Below are 20,018 nucleotides of genomic sequence, written 5' to 3'. Positions count from 1 at the left end.
AACCGGAAGCGACCGCCTCCGGCCGCCATGAGCGGCCGGAGCCGGTTGTTGCCGCAGGCCCGGGCAAGCCGGACGGCGCTTCGCCCCGCACGGGCAAGAACACCGCCTGTGCCGCTCACGCGAGACGGGTCGCTCCCTGGGCCGCTCCCTCAAGAGCGCGGCGCCGGAAACACCGGGACGAAGCTGCTGAAGTTCGCGGGCACGCCGGTGTGTTCGTTTCCGTCGTCGTCGACGTAGCGCCATTCGAAGGGCAGGCCGTGTGCGGTCATCACGTCCGAGCCGTCCATGAGCTGGAAGTGCAGATGGGGATCGGAGGAGTTGCCGGAGTTGCCGCAATCGGCGAGTTGCTGCCCGGCCGTGACCCGGTCGCCCGGGTTCACCCGGAGGGAATCGCGGCGAAGGTGCGCGAAGACAGCGTGGACGCCTCCGCCGATGTCCAGCACGACGTGGTTGCCGAGGAGATGGCGGGGCCACCCCAGGCCGCGGACGAACCCCTCCAGGTAGAGGAAGAGCACGCCGGGCAGTGACGTACGTGTCAGGTGGTCCCGCTGCCTGCCGGCGGTCGCCACGACCATCCCGGCAGCCGGGGCGAGAAGGGGGCGGCCGAAGGAGGGGTAGGACTGCGGGCGCCGCGCGAGGGGCCAGAGCCACGTGACGGGCGGGGTGGTCGGAGCCTCGTGTCCGTCGCCGTTTCCGTCGCTGTCGCCGTCGCCGCTGTCCTCGCCCTCGTCCGGGCGCGGCTCGTACTTCACGTCGATCGCGTACGTCTGAGCATGGCTGTGCGTGTGGCTGGGGACCTTCGAACCCGGACTGTTGAACGCCGTCCAGCGCCCGGTGAAGGGCACCGGGAGCATCAGTGGCGCCCGGCTTTCGCGCGGGCGCTGCCGGAAGTTCATGACGACGGCCATGAGCAGTCCCGTCAGGATCAGCGCGACGCCGGTGAACCAAAGCGGCCCGAGACCTTGCCTGTTGACCAGAACACACACTGCTCCGGCCGCGAAGACGAGACCGTGCCGCTTCCACACAGCCATCAGCATGCGTTTCCCCCCGGATGCCTGCGAGCGCTCGGACGCCGGCCGTCCGGCATCACACGGCGAGCCCGCCGAGCAGTATTCCGCGAAGCGTACCCGGCACCATGAACGGGCCATGCCCTTCTTGAAGCGGCACCGGCACCGGCACCGGCGCCGGCGGGTGCGGGTGCGAGTGCGGGGCCGGCGTGCGCGGGCCCCCGACAGGCGTCGCCCACGTCGTCCCCTCACGCCGTGGCGCCGCCGAGCAGCACTCCCGCCAGGGTGCCCAGCAGCATGAACGGGCCGAAGGGCACCGCCGTCTTCAACTTCGCGCGTCCGGCCAGCACCTGCACGAGGCCGTAGCAGGCGGCGAGGAGGAAGCCGAGGAACGTCCCGGCGAAGAGCACGTTCCAGCCGTACCAGCCGAGGGCGAGGCCGAGAGCGACGGCGAGCTTCACGTCGCCGAAGCCCATGCCGCTGGGGTTGAGCAGGAACAGGACGAAGTAGGCGGCGGCGAGGACGGCTCCGCCCAGCAGTGCTCCCGTCCATTCGCCGCCGGCCCGCGGTGCCAGGGCGGCGAGGCCGAGCAGGGCGGCGGTCGCAGCGGCCAGCGGCAACGTGAGTATGTCGGGGAGGCGTTGGGCGCGGAGGTCGACGGCGGCGAGCAGCAGGCCGAAGGGCGCGGCCAGCAGCCAGACGCCCAACTCGGGCCGCGGTCCCACGAACAGCGCGAGGGTCACGCAGACCGACGCGCAGACGGCGGCGAACAGCCGGGTCGAGCCGCCGAAGGGCGCGGCAGGCTCGTGCGGCGCGCGGGCAGCCCCCGGGCCGCTGCCCGCGGCTGCTGCCGTCCCGGGCGGCGGGCACGCCGGGCAGCGCGCGCGGCCGAGCCATCCGCGTGCGGTGCCGGTGAGTTCGTGGCCCGCCGGGCATCGTCCGCGCCATGGAGTCTGCGGCGGCACGGCCAGCCGGTAGGCGGCGCGCGGCAGCAGGGAGCCCGCGGCCGCGCCGTACGCCGCAGCGCACAGCGTCAGTAACGGGACGAGTACGGGCATGGCGTCCCCCCTGGAACGGACAGTCCTCTCACCCTCCGAGCACTCGTCTGTCAACCAGTGGTTGACGCTCTTCAGGTTGTCAACCTAAGGTTGCCACATGACGGATCCCATTCCCATGGCCGGCCGGGTACGGCTCGACGACCTGATCGACGCCATCAAGAACGTCCACTCCGACGCGCTCGACCAGCTCTCGGACGCCGTGCTCGCCGCCGACCACCTCGGCGACCTCGCTGACCACCTCATCGGTCACTTCGTGGACCAGGCCCGCCGCTCGGGCGCCTCCTGGACGGACATCGGCAAGAGCATGGGCGTGACCAGGCAGGCGGCCCAGAAGCGCTTCGTTCCCAAGGCCCCAGTGCCGGGCGAGAGCGCCGACCTCGACCCCTCACAGGGCTTCGGCCGCTTCACCCCGCGGGCACGGAACGTCGTGGTGTCCTCCCAGAACGAGGCACGTCAGGCAGGCAACACCGAGATCGGCCCGGGCCACCTGACTCTCGGGCTCCTCAATGAGCCGGAGGGCATCGGCGCGAAGGCACTCGCCGCGCGAGGTGTGTCACTCGAATCGGTGCGGGAGGCGGTGACCGGGACGCTTCCCGCGGCCGTCGACGGCGTGCCGGAGATGATCCCGTTCGACGCCCAGGCGAAGAAGGCGCTGGAACTCACCTTCCGGGAGGCGCTGCGCCTGGGCCACAACTTCATCGGCACCGAGCACATCCTCCTCGCGCTCCTGGAGCTCGAGGACGGGGAGGGGACGCTCGCGGGCCTGGGCATCGACAAGGCGTCCGCCGAGGGCGAGGTGACCGCCGCGCTGGAGGCCGTCGCCGGAGACTGAACGAGCGCCGCCCGCTGCGGAGTCGGTGCGCGCCGGACCCTGCCGCGCCCCCGGACTCAGTACGCGGGCGGTGGCCCGAACGCGCCGCCGACACCGCCGTCCGCGCCGCCCTGCGACGGCGGCGACGCGGGCGGTGCGGCCGTCGGCGCTCCAGGAGGCGGCCCGGCCGGAGGCGGCGGTGTCCCCGGCGGTGCCCCGGGAGGCGGCCCTGACGGTGTCCCTGGGGGTGTGGCCGTCGGCGCTCCGGGAGGCGGCCCGGCCGGAGGCGGCGGGGCGGCAGGCTGTACCGGGGGATAGGCGTACGCCGGACCCGCGTGCCCGGTCCCCGGCTGCGGCGGGACATACGGCTGGGCCTGCACCGGCGGAACCTGCCCCGGAATCTGCACGGGCTGCGGCCCGAAGGGCGGGGCGCCTGCCGCGACCGGTGCGGTCCCGGGCTGTGCGGGCAGGCCGGGGCGCAGCGTCAGCACGATCAAGGTCACCGCACCGGCCAGCGTGATCAGCAGCTGAATGCGGCTGAAGAAGCCCGCGACCGGTGCCGCGCCCAGTTCGAAGAAGACGCCCGCGTCGAAGTAGCCCCACAGGACCGTGACGGCGCGCGGCAGCAGCAGGACGGCGAGGCCCAGGGAGAAGCCGCGCGCGGAGACCGTACGGACCCCGGTCAGAACGCAGGCGGCGCCGCCCACGGCGATCAGCGTGAGCCACTCCCAGCCCGGGGACGCGTCGAGCAGCGTGACGACGGTGCCCCGTCCGGTGAACAGGCGGAACCAGTGGTCGGCGCCCGCCGTGGAGAACGCGTGGATGCTCCAGCCGACGCTGAAGACCACCAGGAGGGCGCAGAAGACCGCCGCCACCACCGCGTGCACCCCGGTCGGGCGCTGCGGGCACTCACTCGGCAGCAGCGGCTCCGGCGGATGCGCGGCTTGGGGAGGCTGGGGCGGTCCCTGCCCGAAAGGCTGCCCGAACTGCTGCCCGTACGACTGCCCGTAGGGCTGTGCCGGAGGCCCGTACGGCTGGGCGGGGCCGTCCGGCTGCCCCGTCCACCTCCGGAGGCCCGCCATCAGCACGATCGCGAGCGGCAGGCAGAACAGCGCCACCCAGAAGCAGCTCGACCAGGCGGCGTCCACCGACGGGTCGTCGAAGAAGCCGCGCAGCGCGTAGAACGGCGTCGACTCCGAGTGCAGGCCCGCATGCCAGATCACGGGCAGCCGCCACGCGAGGGTCAGCGCCGTGGTGACGGCCATGAGGCCACCGGCCGCCCAGGCACCGGTGAACGCGGCGAACGCGGCGGCGATCTGGAGCAGGCCGAGACCGACGTCGTCGGCGGTTGTGGCGGGAATCTCCGTCAGCCCGCCCGCAGTCGGTCCGAAGGCTCCCGTCCACACCTTCCAGGTGTTGGCGAAGTCGAGTTCGAGGATGTCCCGCAGCACCCAGATCCAGGTGTGCAGCGCGAAGAGGAGGCAGAAGACTCCTCCGGTGATGCGCGCGCCCTTGCCCAGCACCTGTGGCATCGCCACGCCCCCCTGCCCTGTTCTTACGTGGCCCTGCGCCCACGTGGAATACGGCCGCGCACACGGGCGTTGTGACGGACTGTCCTCCGGACCGTCGCCCGCGGTAGCGGTGCCGGAACAGTAACAGTCGGGCGGGTGCGGGCCGATGCCGCCCGCGGCGGTGCCCACGCCTTCCCGGCGCACGCAGCTGTCCCCGTACGCACGTAGAATCGAGGAATCATGGCCCGCTCCGCCTACCTCGATCACGCCGCCACGACGCCCATGTTCCCCGAGGCGGTCCGGACGATGACCGCCCAACTCGCCGTCACCGGCAACGCCTCGTCGCTGCACGGTTCCGGCCGGCGCGCGCGGCGCACCGTCGAAGAGGGCAGAGAGGCGCTTGCCGCTTCGCTCGGGGCGCGGCCCAGCGAGGTCGTCTTCACGGCGGGCGGAACCGAGGCCGACAACCTCGCGGTCAAGGGCCTGTACTGGTCGCGCAGGGACGCGGACCCGGCCCGTACGCGCATCCTCGCGAGCCCCGTCGAGCATCACGCGGTCCTGGACACGCTCCACTGGCTCGCCGAGCACGAGGGCGCGGACGTGGAGTGGCTGCCCGTCGACGAGTTCGGCCGGGTGCACGCGCCGGCGCTGCGCGACGCGATCGCGCGCGACCCCGGCAGCGTCGCCCTGGCCACCGTGATGTGGGCGAACAACGAGATCGGCACGGTCATGCCGGTGGTCGAACTGGCCGCCGCCGCCGCGGAGTTCGGCATTCCGCTGCACGCGGACGCCGTGCAGGCCGTGGGCCAGGCCGAGGTGGACTTCGCCGCGTCCGGGCTCGCCGCGCTGACGCTGACGGGGCACAAGATCGGCGGCCCCTACGGAGTGGGTGCGCTGCTGCTGCGCCGTGAGCACACGCCCGTGCCGCTGCTGCACGGCGGGGGCCAGGAGCGCGACGTGCGTTCCGGGACGCTGGACGTGCCCGCTGTCGCCGCCTTCGCCACCGCGGCCGAACTGGCCGCCGAGCGGCGCACGGCCTTCGAGCGGGAGACCGGCGCCCTGCGGGACAAGCTGATCGAGCGCGTACGTACGGAGGTTGCCGACGCGGTGCTCAACGGCGACCCGGACCCGGCGGGGCGGCTGCCCGGCAACGCGCACTTCTCCTTCCCCGGCTGCGAGGGCGATTCGCTGCTGCTCCTGCTCGACGCGCAGGGCATCGAGTGCTCGACGGGCTCCGCGTGCACGGCCGGGATCGCCCAGCCGAGCCACGTGCTGCTCGCCGCGGGCGCCGACCCGGATCTCGCGCGGGGCACGCTGCGCTTCTCGCTGGGGCACACCTCCACGGAGGCGGACGTGGAGGCGCTGGCGAGCGCGATCGGCCCGGCCGTCGAGCGGGCCCGCGGCGCCGGGCTGAGCTGAACGACCGCCGGGTCCTCCCCGGACTCCGCCCGGGTGGCGCCTTTTTCCCGATCACCGTCTGGACGCCCGGCCGGTCGTGCCGTTGACTGAGGCACCCGACCGGTGCGCCGCGCGCACCGGTCGACGAGCGGCACGCCCGCGTCACGGCTGCGGTGAAGGAGAGTGCGGTGGGCGGTGAACCACGGGATCACGCGCACGCACCGGCCCGCGGCGTGAGCGCACCGCTGCCCGCGTCGGTGCGCCTCGGATACGGGCTCGGGTCGCTGTGCACGGGGACGTTCCCCACCGTTCCCGGACTGCTGCTGCTCTACTACCTCACCAACGTCATGGCCGTCCCGGCGGCGCTTGCGGGCGTCGCGCTCTTCCTCCCCAAGGCCTGGGACGTACTGGTCAATCCGGTCGTCGGCGTCGTCTGCGACCGCAGCCGGCTTCGCGGAGGGCCGCGCCGCCCGTTCCTGCTGGCGGGCGCGCTGACGCTGCCGCCGCTGTTCGCGCTGCTCTTCGCGGCGCCCCCGGTGCGCGGCACTGCCGCGGCCGCGTACGTGGCGGTGCTCTTCCTGCTGGCCGCGACGTCCTACGCCGTCTTCCAGGTGCCGTATGTGGCGATGCCCGCGGAGATGACGGACGACAGCGGCGAGCGCGGCAGACTGCTCGCCTGGCGGGTCGGTTTCCTCGGTGTGGCGATCCTGCTGTCGGGTGCGGCGGCGCCCGCCATCGCGCACGCGGGCGGCGACACCCCGGCGAGTTACCGGCTGATGGGCGTGGCCGTGGCGGCCGTGCTGACCTGCGGGATGCTCGCGGCGTGGCACGGCACGCGGAGGGCACCGGCGGTCTCCCACACCACCGCCGAACCCTCGCTGCGGGCACAGCTCACCGCTGCCCGCAGCAACAGGCCGTTTCTGTATCTGGCCGGGATGTGGGCGGTTCAGGCGCTCGCAATCGGCGTGATGCTCGCGGGAGTTCAGTACTTCGCCACCTACGTCCTGGGTTCGGCGAGCGCCGTCACACCCCTGTTCGTCTGCATGATCGGCCCGCTGGCGCTCGTCATGCCGCTGTGGAACCGGCTCGCGCGGGCGCGTGGCGTCAAGTACGCGCAGTTCTGCGCCTCCTGGGTGTTCCTCGGCGCGACGGTCGTGCTCGTCCTCACGCCCTGGGCCGGCGCGTGGCCCGCGTACGCGACGATCGCGGCGGTCGGAATCGCCTACGGGGGAATGCAGTTGCTGCCGCTGCGCATGCTCGCGGACAACCTCGCCGCCGACGCCGTCCGTACGGGACGGCAGCGCGCCGCCACCTTCACCGGCCTGTGGACGGCGGTGGAGACGCTGGCCTTCGCGCTCGGCGCGGGCGCCTTCGCCGCCGTGCTGGCCGTCAGCGGCTTCCGCTCCTCCGACGCGGCGCACGCCGTGGACCAGCCCGGTTCGGCACTGACCGGAATCATCCTCGGCATGAGCGTGCTGCCCGCCGCGCTCGCGCTCGTGAGCCTGTGGCTGCTGAGCAGATACACCGACGTCCCGGCTCCCGCGACCCTGGAGGACGAGAGAAGACATTGACTGCTGAATCCGATTCCCGCCTGCCCGAGGGCCGTCCCGCCGGTGACGTGCTCGCCGAACTGCGCGCACTGCGCGAAGCCGACGCGCCGACCCGCGGAGGCCGCACCTTCGCGTACGTCTACGACGCCGGCGTGAAGGGGCTCGACGAACTGGCAGCCGCGGCCTATTCGGTGTACGCGACCGTCAACGGCCTTGACATGACCGTCTTTCCGAGCGTCGCGCGCCTGGAGAACGACATCGTGCGCAGCGCCGCCGCCCTGCTCGGCGCGCCCGGCACGCAGGGGACCTTCACCAGCGGAGGCACAGAGAGCATCCTGCTCGCGGTCAAGACGGCCCGCGACCACGCACGGGCCGTGCGGGGGGTGCGCGAGCCGCGCATGGTCCTGCCGTCCACGGCGCACGCCGCGTTCCACAAGGCGGCCGCCTACCTCGGGGTGGAGCCCGTGGTCGTGCCCGTCGACAGGGAGACGTACCGGGCCGACGCACCGGCGATGGCGGCCGCGGTCGACGAACGGACCGTCCTCGTCGTCGCGTCCGCTCCTTCGTACGCGCACGGGGTCCTCGACCCGGTCGAGGAGATCGCCGCGGCCGCCGGGGAACGGGGCGTGCTGTGCCACGTCGACGCCTGCATCGGAGGCTGGCTGCTGCCGTATCTGCGCCGCGTAGGGCGCGAAGTCCCCCCGTTCGGGATGACGTTGCCCGGCGTCACCTCGCTCTCCGTCGACCTGCACAAGTACGGATACGCCGACAAGGGCGCGTCGGTGCTGCTCCACCGGGACGCCGAGCTGCGCAGGTACCAGTACTTCGCGCACGCCGGGTGGCCGGGCTACCCCGTCGTCAACCCGACGGTGCAGGGCACGAAGTCGGCTGGGCTGCTCGCGCAGGCATGGGCGGTGCTGAGGCATGTCGGCGAGGACGGCTACACGGACCTGGCACGGCAGGTCGCGGCGGCGTCGGACCGGCTGCTCGACGGGCTCGGCAGGATCGAGGGGGTACGGATACTCGGGCGGCCGGAGGCGGGGCTGGTCGCGTTCACGCTGGACGCAGACGCAGACGCAGACGCAGACGCAGACGCAGACGCAGACGGCAAGGGGGTCGCGGACGAGGACGCCGCAGGCGGCGGGCCCGGCGGACCCGCCGGGCTGGGCTCTGAACCGGCCGCCGCCGAGGGCGACTTGAGTCTCGTGCTGCACCTCGCCGACGAGATGCGGACACGCGGCTGGTATCTCCAGCCGCAGCTGAGCCACGACGGTATGCCGCCCAATCTGCACCTCACCCTGACCCCGGCGACCGTCGGCCAGGTCGACGCGCTGCTCGACGCCCTCGGCGAGTCGCTGACCGCCGCACGCGCGCTCACTCCGGTGCGCGTCGACCCGGAGCTGGCGCGGCTCGCGCACACCCTCGATCCGTCGGCCATCGGGCCGGAAGAGGTCGCCGCCGTGCTGGCCTTCGCCGGGCTCGGCGGAGCCGACGGGCCGGGCGGGCACCGCGACGCGGGTGACCCCGGCGGCACCGGTGGCCCGGGAGGCGAGGGGGCCGGGACGGGCGGGCGGATGGCGCCCGTCCTCGTCCTGCTGGACGCGCTGCCCGTGCCGCTGAAGGAACGTCTGCTGGCGGAGTACGTCGGGTCGATCTTCCGGATCTGACACCGGCCGCCGGGGAGCTACGACGTCGGCCGAGCAGTGCACCCGCCGCCGGACCGGCAGGGTCCCGGTGCGGCGTCCGCACAGCGACGAGAACGAGACGATTCCGGTCTTGGCCGGAATACCGTCGACCGGCCTCTACCCAGGAGTAGTACCGGGGGTTAACGTTCGTCGCACGCTGCCGCTTCTCACCCCCACAGGAGATACCGGTGATCAACTCCCGTGCGTCGTCCGGAGGTTCCAGAAGAAGCCGGTCCGCGGGGCTGCGCGGCGTACTGGCCGCCGTCGCCGCTGCCACGCTCCTCGCCCCGCTCCTGGGCAGCTCACCCGCGTTCGCGGCAGGGGCGGAAGCCGGAGCCGCAGGGAAAGCCGCGGCGCTCGCGGCGCAGGACCCGTGCGGGAGCCAGTGCCGCGACATCCTCCCCGCCGGACAGAACGGCCACGCCAGCCTGGTGGAGATCCTGCTGCACAAGGCCGTCGGCACCCGGCCCAAGCACTCGGCGGACCAACTCGGCCCGTACGACAAGCTGTTGCACGAATACTCGGGCCTGAGCGACGAAAAGCTCGCCGACTACTTCAACGACGCCTCCTTCGGCGTGCCCGAGGACCAGGTGGAGAGCGTCAAGAAGCCCCGCGCGGACGTGACCATCACGCGCGACAAGGCCACCGGCACGCCGCACATCAAGGGCACGACCCGTTCCGGGACGGAGTTCGGCGCCGGATACGCGGCGGGTCAGGACCGGTTGTGGCTGATCGACGTCCTGCGGCACGTAGGACGGGGCCAGTTGTCGTCCTTCGCCGGCGGGGCGGAGGGCAACCGCGAGCTCGAACAGAGCCTGTGGGCCGTGGCCCCGTACACCGAGGACGACCTTCAGCGTCAGGTGGAGCGCATTCGTGACTCCGGCGAGCGGGGCGCACTGGCCTACCAGGACATCAAGGACTACGTCAGCGGGCTCAACGCCTTCGTCGACGACACCCTCGGCGCGCTGAATCACCCCGGCGAGTACGTCCTCACGGGGAACGGCTCGAAGATCAAGGACTTCACCGTCACGGACGTCGTCGCCATCGCGTCCGTCATCGGTGCCATCTTCGGCAACGGAGGCGGCGGCGAAGTCGGCAACGCCCTCGCCAAGCTGGCGTTCCGGAAGCAGTACGGAGACGCCGGCGGCGAGAAGGCGTACACGGCCTGGCGTGCGCAGAACGACACCGGCGCGACAACGACCGTGCACGGCAAGGAGTTTCCGTACGCGCAGACGCCGCGGAACCCGCGCGGAGTGGCCACCCCCGAGAGCGGCTCGGTCACGGCGTTCGACCACTCGCAGAACGAGGAGGGCGCCGGAGCCGCCGCGAAGAAGAAGACGGGCAAGGACGGCGGGGCGAAGCCGAACGGCGTGCTGCCCGGCGACCTCATCACCGCGAAGAAGGGCATGTCCAACGCCCTGATGGTCTCCGGCAAGCACACGGCCTCCGGAAATCCCGTCGCCGTGTTCGGCCCCCAGACCAGCTACTACTCGCCGCAGATCATGATGGTGCAGGAGCTCGACGGGCCAGGGCTGCGCTCGCGCGGCGCCTCCTTCCCGGGCCTCAGCTTCTACGTGGAGCTCGGCCGCGGCCTGGACTACTCGTGGAGCGCCACTTCCGCGGGCCAGGACATCACCGACACCTTCGCCGTCGAACTGTGCGAGGAGTCGGGCGCCGAACCCACCACCGGGTCGCAGAGCTACATGCTGCGCGGGAAGTGCACACCCTTCGAGAAGCTCTCCCAGCACAACGAATGGAAGCCCACGCTCGCGGACGGCACGAAGGCCGGTTCGTACGACGTGGTGACCCTGCGCTCGGCGTACGGGCTGGTCAGCCACACGGGCACGGTGGACGGCAAGCCGGTCGCGTTCACCGCGCTGCGCTCGACGTACCACCACGACGCCGACTCGGTGATCGGCTTCCAGAAGTTCAACGACCCGTCGGCCATCACCTCGGCACGCAGCTTCCAGCGGGCCGCGCAGGACGTCGGCTACACCTTCAACTGGTTCTACGCGGACGCCGACCACACCGCCTACTTCAACTCCGGTGACAATCCGGTCCGTTCGAAGGGCACCGACCCGGACCAGCCGATACGGGCGGAGAAGGCGTACGAGTGGAAGGACTGGGACCCGGAGGTCAACACCTCCGCCGTCACGCCTCCCGCCGAGCATCCGCAGTCCGTCGACCAGGGCTACTTCGTCAACTGGAACAACAAGCAGGCCGAGAGCTACTCGGCCGGCTGGGCCAACGGCCCCGTGCACAGGGGAGATCTGCTCGACACCCGCGTCGCGGCGCTCGTGAAGGAAGGCTCCGTGACGCGTGCGAAGCTCGTCCAGGCGATGGAGGAGGCGGCGGCCGTCGACCTGCGCGCGGAGAAGGTGCTGCCCGAACTCCTCGACGTCATCGGCTCGTCCGAGGTCACCGACCCCGAACTCGCCGAGACCGTGAAGCAGTTGCGCGCGTGGAAGGAATCGGGTTCGCAGCGCATCGAGGCCGCTGAGGACGACGGCACGTACGAGCACGCGGAAGCCGCGCGGGTGCTGGACGCCTGGTGGCCGCTGCTGGTGGAGGGCCAGTTCAAGCCCGAACTGGGTGACGACCTGTACACGTCGCTCACCTCGCTCGCGTCGGTCAACGAGTCGCCCTCCGGCGGCCAGAACGGCAGCGGCGGCTCCGGAGGCGGGGTGGGGGCGAGCCAGCCGCACAAGGGGTCGTCGTTCCAGACCGGTTGGTGGTCCTTCGTCCAGAAGGACCTGCGGAGCGTGCAGGGCGAGACCGTCGCCTCACCGCTCGACAGGCCGTACTGCGGCGGAGGTTCACTCGCCAAGTGCCGCAAGATGCTCCTGACGACGCTGTCCGAGGCAGCCGCGACCCCGGCCGAGGAGACGTACCCCGGCGACGACGAGTGCGAACCGGGTGACCAGGTGTGCGCCGACTCGATCGTGCACCGGGCCATGGGCGGCATCACGGTTCCGCGGATCGCCTGGCAGAACCGGCCCACCTATCAGCAGGTGGTGGAGTTCCCCGCCCGCCGCTGAGCGCCGGTCCTGATGCGGCAGGTGCGCACGTCTCAGCTCTTCCCGGAGTTCCCGGAGTTCGCCGAGTTCCCGGAACCCCGGGAAGAGCCGTCCCGCGCCTGCCGCACATAGCTCATGTAGCGCTTCCAGTCCCAGTGCCGGCCCGGGTCCGTGTGGTCGGCGCCCGGGACCTCGTTGTGCCCGACGATGTGCTCGCGGTCGACGGGTATGCGGTACCGCTCGCAGATGCGGGCCGTGAGCTCGGCGGAGGAGCGGTACATCTTCTCCGTGAAGTTCTGCGGGCGGTCCACGAACCCCTCGTGCTCGATGCCTATGCTCCGCTCGTTGTAGCCGCGGTTCCCCGCGTGGTAGGCGACGTCCAGTTCGCGCACCATCTGCACCGTCCGCCCGTCGCTCGCCCGCACGATGTAGTGCGCGGCCGACGCGTGCAGCGGATCGCGGAAGACCTTCACGGCGGTACGGAAGTCGCTCTGGGTCACATGGATCACGACGCGGTCGATGACGTAGTCGTCGGGCCGGTCCGCGAAGCGCAGATTCGCCTCCGAGGCGGCGATCCAGGTCACTCCCGGCTGATCGACCTCGCCGCTCTTGCGCGGCTTGTCGACCCCCGGCAGCCGCCACCACAGCCGTGAGGTCTTGTCCCAGGTCAGAGCAGCGGCGGTGGCGAGCACCGCACCGCTGCCTCCGCCGATGATCGCAGCACGCCGAGAGATCGATCCCATACCCCTGCAAACGCCTGCGGCCACGCTCCCGGTTCCGCCGTCGCACCACCGTGCCGCGGCCGTTACTCGCCTTCGGTCCGGTGGGCCGCTCCGTCTACTCTGGACGGGTTATGACTGACGCTTCCATCCCCCGACCTTCGGCCGGGGGTGCCCCCACCCAGCCTCCGGCCGGGGGCGCCCCCTACCGGCCCGGCACCTCCGGCACCTCGGCTCAGCCTCCGTCCGGGCGAGCCGACAGGCTGCGAGTACTCGCCGCCATGTCCGGCGGCGTCGACTCGGCGGTCGCCGCCGCCCGCGCCGCGGAGGCCGGCCACGACGTCACCGGGGTGCACCTGGCCCTCTCCGCCAACCCCAAGTCCTTCCGTACGGGCGCCCGCGGCTGCTGCACGATCGAGGACTCGCGCGACGCGCGCCGCGCCGCCGACGTCATCGGCATCCCCTTCTACGTCTGGGACCTGGCCGAACGCTTCCGCGAGGACGTCGTCGAGGACTTCGTCGCCGAGTACGAGGCGGGCCGCACCCCCAATCCCTGCCTGCGCTGCAACGAGAAGATCAAGTTCGCTGCGCTGCTGGACAAGGCGCTGGCGCTCGGCTTCGACGCCGTGTGCACCGGCCACTACGCCACGATCGTCACGCGCGACGACGGCACCCGCGAGCTGCACCGCGCAAGCGACGCCGCCAAGGACCAGAGCTACGTGCTGGGCGTGCTGGACGCCCGGCAGCTCGCACACGCCATGTTCCCCCTCGGCGACACCCTCACCAGCAAGGACGAGATCCGGGAAGAGGCGGAACGGCGCGGCCTGGCCGTCGCGAAGAAGCCCGACAGCCACGACATCTGCTTCATCGCGGACGGCGACACCCAGGGCTTCCTCGCGGACCGTCTCGGCACGTCCGAGGGCGACATCGTCGACGAGGACGGCGAGAAGCTCGGCACCCACGAGGGCGCGTACGGCTTCACCATCGGCCAGCGCAAGGGTCTGCGCATCGGGCACCCGGCGTCCGACGGCAAGCCGCGGTACGTGCTGGACATCTCCCCGGTCGACAACACGGTCACCGTCGGCCCCGCTGCCTCGCTCGACGTGACGGGCCTGACGGCGGTGAAGCCCCGCTGGTGCGGCACCCCTCCGGCCGGTCCCGGCACGTACACCGCCCAGCTGCGCGCACACGGCGGCGAGTGCGCGGTCAGCGCCGAACCGGCCGCGGACGGGACGGAGTTGAGGGTCCGCTTCGCCGACCCGGTGCGCGGAGTGGCCCCGGGCCAGGCTGTCGTCCTCTACGACGGCACCCGTGTCGTCGGCTCCGCGACGATCGCCACGACGGAACGGGCGCGGCTGGGGGCGCCGCCCAGGCCGGAGGCTCTGGGGAAGGGCGTCAGCCAGGGGTGACGTCGCCCGCGGCGAACGGCCCGGACAGCCACGGGCGGAGACCTGTGCGGCCGACCGGGCCACGCGGAGCCGGGGAGGGGCGAGGCGCCCGGAGCGGGCGCTGCCCGCCGCCCGGCAGCCGGCTGGAGTCCGGGGAGAACTACCCGCCGTGGACCGTCCCGCTGAAGACCTTCTCCAGCTTGTCGAACTCCTCGAGACAGCGGCCGGTGCCCACCGCCACGCAGCTGAGCGGCTCCTCGGCGACGAAGACCGGCATGCCCGTCTCCTTCGCCATCCGTTCGTCCAGGCCGTGCAGCAGCGCTCCGCCGCCTGTGAGGACGATGCCGCGCTCCATGATGTCGCCGTAGAGCTCCGGGGGACAGGCGTCGAAGGCGGCGCGCACCGCGTCGATGATCGCCGCGACGGGCTTCTCCGTCGCCTCCTTGATCTGGTCCTCGGTCAGCTCCACGGTCTTGGGCATGCCGGTCTCCTTGTCCCGGCCGCGCACGGGGGTCGGAATGCCGCTGCCCATCGACATCTTCACGTCCTCCGCGGTGCGTTCCCCCACCCCCATGGCGAAGTTCTGCTCGATGTACGAAGCGATCGCCGTGTCCAGGGCGTCTCCGGCGACCCGCGCGGAGCGCGTGACGACCGTGCCGCCCAGGGAGATGATCGCGACCTCCGTGCTGCCGCCGCCGATGTCGACGACCATCGAGCCGCGGGCCTCGTGCACGGGCAGCCCGGCGCCGATCGCGGCCGCCATCGGCTCCTCGATGAGGTGCACGGAACGCGCTCCGGCACGCGCGGCCGTCTGCAACACGGCGCGGCGCTCCACGCCCGTCACACCGCTCGGGACGCATACGACGACCCTCGGTCCTCTGCCGCGCCCCACCCTCGCCGCGCGGATGAAATGCCGGAGCATTCCCTCGGTGGCTTCGAAATCGGTGATGACGCCGCCCTTGAGGGGTCTTGTCGCAGTGATGGAGCCGGGGGTGCGGCCAACTGCCTCTTTCGCTTCCGTGCCTACGGCGAGCACTTTTCCGGTGCGCGACTCGACCGCCACGACGGACGGTTCGTTGAGGATGATCCCGCGTCCTCGCGCGTATACAAGCGTGTTGGCCGTGCCAAGGTCTATGCCGATGTCACGCGTGCTGAACGAGGTGCTCTTCGCCATATGTGGTCTCGCCGTGTTCGGTGCGTGGTGTGCCGAATTGTCTGGGTGGGCTTGCAGCATACCCAACTGTCCTGGTTTCAGGGCAACTCGCCCTCCAGGAACCTGAGATCGCATCGGCGCTGGTGGGAGCGCGGTTCGCGGTCGAACAAGGGGTCGACCGTTCGGTTGGGTGGCATAGACCCGGACCTGAGTGGATAGCTATGCGCTGGAGTCCGAGCGCGCGGTGCCCGTGACTGAAGCCTTGGCGTCCCGGGTCGGCCGCGCCGTAGGCCACCCTCAGCAATCGGAGGTACCCCATTACCGCGCGACCGACGCAGGAATTCGGAGAGAACCCCGTCGATGTCCGGGAAACCGGCCACTACACGGAGGAGTACGTCCCAAGTTTCGTCGACAAGTGGGACTCTCTCATTGACTGGGAAAAGCGCTCACACAGTGAGGGCAATTTCTTCATAGACCTGCTGCGAAAGCGGGGAGTGAAGAGTGTGCTCGACGTCGCCACGGGGACCGGGTTCCACTCGGTGCGACTCCTCGAAGCAGGTTTCGACGCCGTAAGTGCGGACGGCAGTGCCGACATGCTGTCGAAAGCCTTCAAGAACGGAATGGAGAACGGCGGTCACATCCTCCGCGTGGTCCAGGCGGACTGGCGCTGGCTCAACAGGGACGTGCACGGGGAGTACGACGCCATCGTCTGCCTCGGCAATTCCTTCACGCACCTCTTCTCGGAGCGTGACCGCCGCAAGGCGCTTGCCGAGTTCTACGCGATGCTCAAGCACGACGGAGTGCTGATCCTGGACCAGCGCAACTACGACGCGATGCTGGACCGTGGATTCTCGAGCAAGCACACGTACTACTACTGCGGCGAGGACGTCGCGGTCGAACCGGAGTACCTGGACGAGGGGTTGTGCCGTATGCGGTACAACTTCTCCGACAACTCCGTGTATCACCTCAACATGTTCCCGCTGCGGAAGGATTACACCCGGCGGCTCATGTCCGAGGTGGGATTCCAGCACATAGAAACCTACGGCGACTTCCAGCACACCTACCGTGAGGAGCAGCCGGACTTCTTTGTGCATGTCGCGGAGAAGGAGTACCGCATGGACGAAGAGGGTGGCGGTGCATACTCCGCCGCCGTCAGCACCGCTCGTACGTACTACAACTCGTCCGACGCCGACGAGTTCTACGCATCGGTGTGGGGCGGCGAGGACATCCACATCGGGCTCTACGAGAGCTCCGACGAGCCCATCGCCGACGCGAGCCGCCGTACGGTCCAGCGCATGGCGGAGAAGCTCGACCTGGACGATTCGTCGGTCGTCCTCGACCTCGGTGCCGGCTACGGCGGTTCGGCGCGCTACCTGGCCGAGACGTACGGCAGCCGCGTCATCGCGCTCAACCTCAGCGAGGTCGAGAACGAGCGGAACCGTGAGCTGAACGCCCAGCGCGGCCTGACCGGCAAGATCGAGGTGGTGGACGGTTCGTTCGAGAACATTCCCTACCCCGACGACAGCGTCGACGTCGTCTGGTCGCAGGACGCCTTCCTGCACAGCGGCAACCGCACGCGGGTACTGGAAGAGATCACGCGGGTGCTGCGCCCCGGTGGGCAGCTCGTCTTCACCGACCCGATGGCGGCGGACGGCACCTCGACGGCCGTGCTGAAGCCGATCCTGGAGCGCATCCACCTGGACACGATGGGCTCGCCCGGCTTCTACCGGCGTGAACTGGCCCGGCTCGGGTTCAGCGCTGCCAGCAGCGAAGGCTTCGAGGAGCACCGCGAGCAGCTGGTCAACCACTACGGCCGCGTGCTCCGGGAGACCGAGCGGCAGGAGGCCGAGGGGGTCGACGGCCTTGCCGGCAAGGTGAGTTCGGAGTACCTGACCAACATGAAAAAGGGACTGGGCCACTGGGTCAACGGCGGCAACGAGCGTCAACTCACCTGGGGAATCTTCCACTTCAGGCTTTGAGAAACGATTTTGCTGTCTGTTCCCGCCTCCCACCGGGGGGCGGGGCACGGTCCCCCTCGCATGCGCGCGGGGGACCCCCTCCGGGGCGGGTCAGGGCGTGCGCGGATCGGGGAACCGGTGCTCCCCGGTGCCCGGAATGCGCGGCCTGTCGCGGGTGGGGCCGGCCGCCAGCAGCCGGCTGAGGCCACGGCGGGTCGCTCCGACCACCACGCGGTCGCCGGCCTTGAGCACGTACCCCGGGTGCAGGCGCCACTCGAGTTCCCCCGCGCCGGTGGACGTCACACCCGTGTCGTCCGACGTCACGGATGACAGGTCGTGCCGGCGCTCGTCCTCCGAGGCCGTGTCGAGCGCGACCACCCGCCACGCACCCGGCTGGAAGGCCTGCTCGACCGTGCGGTCCTCCAGCAGCGGATTGCCGCGCACGTCGACGGCCGAGAAGACGAGCACCCGGCGGCCCACCGAGATCGCACCGAGCACCTGCCGTCCCATCATCGCTCCGGCGAACGCGGGAGCCGCCAGCGCCGAGACGCTTCGGCTGCGGGTCTGCGCGGCGGGATAGGAGTCGCGGAGCGTGCGGTAGACCGTGGTGGCGAAGGCGTCGTCGAACAGCCGCATCACCACCCGCAGTTCGGGCTTGATCTGCCTGGCGTTGAGCGACGCCTCCAGATTGATGCCGTCGGAGCTGGTGAGGGCCAGCAGCGCGCGGCTGCGTTTGATCTTGGCGTCTTCGAGGACGCCTTCCTGCGTGACGTCGGCGATCAGCGTGGGCACCCGGCGCCTGCGGGCGAGAGCGATGCCCCGCGCCTCGTCGTTCTTCTCGACGCACACGACGGGGATGTTCAGCTCCAGCAGCCGCTCCAGTACGTGCTTGCCCACCTTGCCGAGGCCCACCAGCACCACGTGCCCGGACATCCCGCGCGGCGGCGTCGGCAGGGCTGCCGCCTTGCGGAAGGCCCCGTAGCTCTCCAGGACCACCGCCAGCAGCAGCGGCAGAAGCATCATCCCGGCCAGGCCGGCGAGCAGTTGGAGGATCTGCTCACCGGGCGGTTCCCGAAGATTGGGCTCGTTGATGGCGAAGAGATCGAGAAGCGTCACGTAGGCGGCGTGCAGAGGGGAGTCGCCGCTGATCCCCCAGTTCACCGCGGCCAGGACGAACACGACCACCGTCATGGCAAGCAGCGAGTACCGCAGACGTCGCGAGAACAGTTCCTTGAAGGCCAGCATCCGCGGCAGCCGCGGGGCGCGGATGGCGGCGGCGCGGCTGCTCCTTCGTGTGATGGCCTCCAGCACGACGGCCTCCCGGTGCGGCGGCAGGCCGCGCAGGTCCTCCTCTCCCGGGAGCAGGACGGGGCCCCTGCCGGCGCGGTCACCGCCGGGGGAGGACGCTCCGGTGCCGCCCGTCCCGTTCGCCCCGCCCGTCCCCGCGGGGTCCGCGGCGCCCTCGCTCACGCTGCCGTCGGAGGAGCCATCGTCGTCGTCGGAGGAGCCCTCGTCGTTCTCGGCGTCCTCGGTGGCGGGCATCAACGCGAGCGTGCACAGCGGATTGCGGCGGTCCACGGTGCGCAGCGTGCGTTCCTTCGCGCGCAGCAGCAGCCCGTCCGCGTAGATCACCTTGTCGCTGCCCACGACGGCCGCCGCGACGATGGAGGGCGCGGCGGTGTCGGAGTCGGACAGCACTGTCGTCGTGGCGTCCGACGGGGGCTCCTGCGCTCCGTCGCCGCCCGCCCGCCGGTTGCCGCTCAGCCGTGCGGCCCGGTCCAGCAGGTCCGTCAGGTACTGGCCCAGGTTGCGGTTGAACATCCGGATGACGAGCCGCACCCGCGGGTTGAGGCGGCGGGCCCGCAGCGCGATGTAGATGTTCAGCTGGTCGTCGCCGGAGGTGAGTGCGAGTGCGCCGGCCCGCTCGATGCCCGCCCGTAACAGTGCGTCGTCGTCGGGGACCTTCGCCTCGACCGTCTCGACCGACAGCCCCGGCCTCTCGGTGAGCCCCGCGATCTGCGGGCCGTGACTCCCGCCGCGCAGCGAGGGCAGGACGACCGTCACATGCTGCCGGTAGACCGTGGCCAGTTCCCTGGTGACCCGCTGCGCGAGCGCGTTGTCACCGCAGACCACCATGTGTCCGCGCAGGCCTCGACCTAGGCTGCTGTCCATGGTCTCCAAGGACAGTTCCCCCCTGAACATCTGCGTCTTCTGCTCCGCTGCCGAACTCGCAGACGTGTACATGGAGTCGGCACGCGAGTTCGCCGAGCTTATCGGCAGCCGCGGACATTCTCTGGTGTGGGGCGGATCGGACGTCGGGCTGATGAAGGTCGTCGCGGACGGAGTCCACAGTCACGGAGGACGCCTCGTGGGCATCTCCGTGGAGTTCCTGCAGAGCTCGGCGCGTGCGGACGCGGACGAGATGGTCGTCGCCCCGACGCTGGCCGAACGGAAGGCTCAACTGCTGGAGCGCGCGGACGCGTTCGTCATCATGGTGGGCGGCACCGGGACCCTGGACGAGGCCACGGAGATCCTGGAGCTGAAGAAGCACGGGCTGCACGCCAAGCCCGTCGTGCTGCTCAACACGGCCGGCTACTACGACGGGCTGCGTCAGCAGCTCTCCCGCATGGAGGCCGAGGGCTTCCTTCCTCTGCCGCTGTCCGAACTGGTCGTCTTCGCCGACGACGGTGCGAGCGCGCTGCGCCTGCTGGAGGCGTGAACCGGCCGGCGCCGCCCCCCGGGAGACGCACCGGGCCGGTGGCC

At 71.2% G+C, this 20,018-nt stretch carries 14 protein-coding genes; 8 read left to right on the top strand and 6 right to left on the bottom strand.

Annotation, left to right across the window (positions count from 1 at the left end):
- Positions 1–149: 149 nt before the first annotated feature.
- Both EV375_RS11095 and EV375_RS11090 read right to left on the bottom strand, forming a co-directional pair.
- Positions 150–1,031, bottom strand: coding sequence for a M23 family metallopeptidase (locus tag EV375_RS11095; RefSeq protein WP_486588411.1), 882 nt, complete (start codon positions 1,029–1,031; stop codon positions 150–152).
- A gap of 224 nt (positions 1,032–1,255) precedes the next feature.
- Complete coding sequence (locus EV375_RS11090) at positions 1,256–2,065, bottom strand: prepilin peptidase (RefSeq protein WP_130299291.1); 810 nt, start codon at positions 2,063–2,065, stop codon at positions 1,256–1,258.
- 97 nt (positions 2,066–2,162) lie between these two features.
- Between EV375_RS11090 and EV375_RS11085 the strand changes: the two genes are divergently transcribed.
- Positions 2,163–2,897, top strand: a complete 735-nt coding sequence (locus EV375_RS11085; protein ID WP_130299290.1) for a Clp protease N-terminal domain-containing protein — start codon at positions 2,163–2,165, stop codon at positions 2,895–2,897.
- A 56-nt stretch (positions 2,898–2,953) separates the two neighbouring features.
- On the opposite strand, the gene EV375_RS29360 is transcribed toward EV375_RS11085, so the two are convergent.
- Entirely contained in the window at positions 2,954–4,414 is a 1,461-nt protein-coding gene (locus EV375_RS29360; RefSeq protein WP_207228055.1) for a DUF3824 domain-containing protein, read from the bottom strand.
- Positions 4,415–4,627: 213 nt separating this feature from the next.
- Here EV375_RS29360 and EV375_RS11075 point away from each other — a divergent pair, with 213 nt between their 5' ends.
- From EV375_RS11075 to EV375_RS11060, 4 genes are all read left to right on the top strand, one after another.
- Entirely contained in the window at positions 4,628–5,806 is a 1,179-nt protein-coding gene (locus EV375_RS11075) for a cysteine desulfurase family protein (protein WP_130299289.1), read from the top strand.
- A 167-nt stretch (positions 5,807–5,973) separates the two neighbouring features.
- The gene (locus EV375_RS11070) at positions 5,974–7,356 is read left to right on the top strand and encodes an MFS transporter (protein WP_486588410.1); all 1,383 of its coding nucleotides are present in this window, start codon (positions 5,974–5,976) and stop codon (positions 7,354–7,356) included.
- Positions 7,353–9,002 carry an aminotransferase class V-fold PLP-dependent enzyme gene (locus tag EV375_RS11065; RefSeq protein ID WP_130299288.1) on the top strand — a complete coding sequence of 550 codons (1,650 nt, stop codon included), beginning with the start codon at positions 7,353–7,355 and terminating at the stop codon, positions 9,000–9,002. Before EV375_RS11070 ends, EV375_RS11065 begins: the two co-directional genes overlap by 4 nt.
- Positions 9,003–9,208: 206 nt before the next feature.
- Positions 9,209–12,058, top strand: a complete 2,850-nt coding sequence (locus EV375_RS11060) for a penicillin acylase family protein (protein WP_486588409.1) — start codon at positions 9,209–9,211, stop codon at positions 12,056–12,058.
- A 32-nt stretch (positions 12,059–12,090) separates the two neighbouring features.
- Here the strand turns inward: EV375_RS11060 and EV375_RS11055 are convergent, their stop codons facing one another.
- A complete protein-coding gene (locus EV375_RS11055; RefSeq protein WP_130299287.1) occupies positions 12,091–12,780 on the bottom strand; it encodes a peptidoglycan recognition protein family protein in 690 nt (229 codons plus the stop codon).
- Between the two features lie 257 nt (positions 12,781–13,037).
- Here EV375_RS11055 and mnmA point away from each other — a divergent pair, with 257 nt between their 5' ends.
- Positions 13,038–14,165, top strand: a complete 1,128-nt coding sequence (mnmA, locus tag EV375_RS11050) for a tRNA 2-thiouridine(34) synthase MnmA (protein ID WP_130301762.1) — start codon at positions 13,038–13,040, stop codon at positions 14,163–14,165.
- A 139-nt stretch (positions 14,166–14,304) separates the two neighbouring features.
- Here the strand turns inward: mnmA and EV375_RS11045 are convergent, their stop codons facing one another.
- Complete coding sequence (locus EV375_RS11045) at positions 14,305–15,318, bottom strand: rod shape-determining protein (RefSeq protein ID WP_130299286.1); 1,014 nt, start codon at positions 15,316–15,318, stop codon at positions 14,305–14,307.
- Between the two features lie 296 nt (positions 15,319–15,614).
- Between EV375_RS11045 and EV375_RS11040 the strand changes: the two genes are divergently transcribed.
- Positions 15,615–17,276 (top strand): glycine/sarcosine N-methyltransferase, encoded by a 1,662-nt coding sequence (locus tag EV375_RS11040; protein WP_130299285.1) that lies wholly within the window; start codon positions 15,615–15,617, stop codon positions 17,274–17,276.
- A 90-nt stretch (positions 17,277–17,366) separates the two neighbouring features.
- Here the strand turns inward: EV375_RS11040 and EV375_RS11035 are convergent, their stop codons facing one another.
- On the bottom strand, positions 17,367–19,427 hold the full coding sequence (locus EV375_RS11035; protein WP_486588408.1) for an NAD-binding protein: 2,061 nt from the start codon (positions 19,425–19,427) through the stop codon (positions 17,367–17,369).
- A 22-nt stretch (positions 19,428–19,449) separates the two neighbouring features.
- Between EV375_RS11035 and EV375_RS11030 the strand changes: the two genes are divergently transcribed.
- Positions 19,450–19,974: an LOG family protein gene (locus tag EV375_RS11030; protein WP_130301760.1), complete on the top strand. Its 525-nt coding sequence runs from the start codon at positions 19,450–19,452 to the stop codon at positions 19,972–19,974.
- Positions 19,975–20,018 lie beyond the last annotated feature (44 nt).

It is taken from the genome of Streptomyces sp. CNZ301, assembly GCF_004217425.1.
The sequence above is the reverse complement of the archived record's forward strand: the minus strand, read 5'-3'. Positions and strand labels throughout refer to the sequence as shown.

Excerpts from the sequence above, each read along its gene's own strand:
- EV375_RS11045 (WP_130299286.1), bottom strand. The coding sequence starts at position 15,318 with ATGGCGAAGAGCACCTCGTTCAGCACGCGTGACATCGGCATAGACCTT.
- EV375_RS11090 (WP_130299291.1), bottom strand. The coding sequence starts at position 2,065 with ATGCCCGTACTCGTCCCGTTACTGACGCTGTGCGCTGCGGCGTACGGC.
- EV375_RS11055 (WP_130299287.1), bottom strand. The coding sequence starts at position 12,780 with ATGGGATCGATCTCTCGGCGTGCTGCGATCATCGGCGGAGGCAGCGGT.
- EV375_RS11035 (WP_486588408.1), bottom strand. The coding sequence starts at position 19,427 with ATGGACAGCAGCCTAGGTCGAGGCCTGCGCGGACACATGGTGGTCTGC.
- EV375_RS11095 (WP_486588411.1), bottom strand. The coding sequence starts at position 1,031 with ATGGCTGTGTGGAAGCGGCACGGTCTCGTCTTCGCGGCCGGAGCAGTG.
- EV375_RS11075 (WP_130299289.1), top strand. The coding sequence starts at position 4,628 with ATGGCCCGCTCCGCCTACCTCGATCACGCCGCCACGACGCCCATGTTC.
- EV375_RS11085 (WP_130299290.1), top strand. The coding sequence starts at position 2,163 with ATGACGGATCCCATTCCCATGGCCGGCCGGGTACGGCTCGACGACCTG.
- mnmA (WP_130301762.1), top strand. The coding sequence starts at position 13,038 with ATGTCCGGCGGCGTCGACTCGGCGGTCGCCGCCGCCCGCGCCGCGGAG.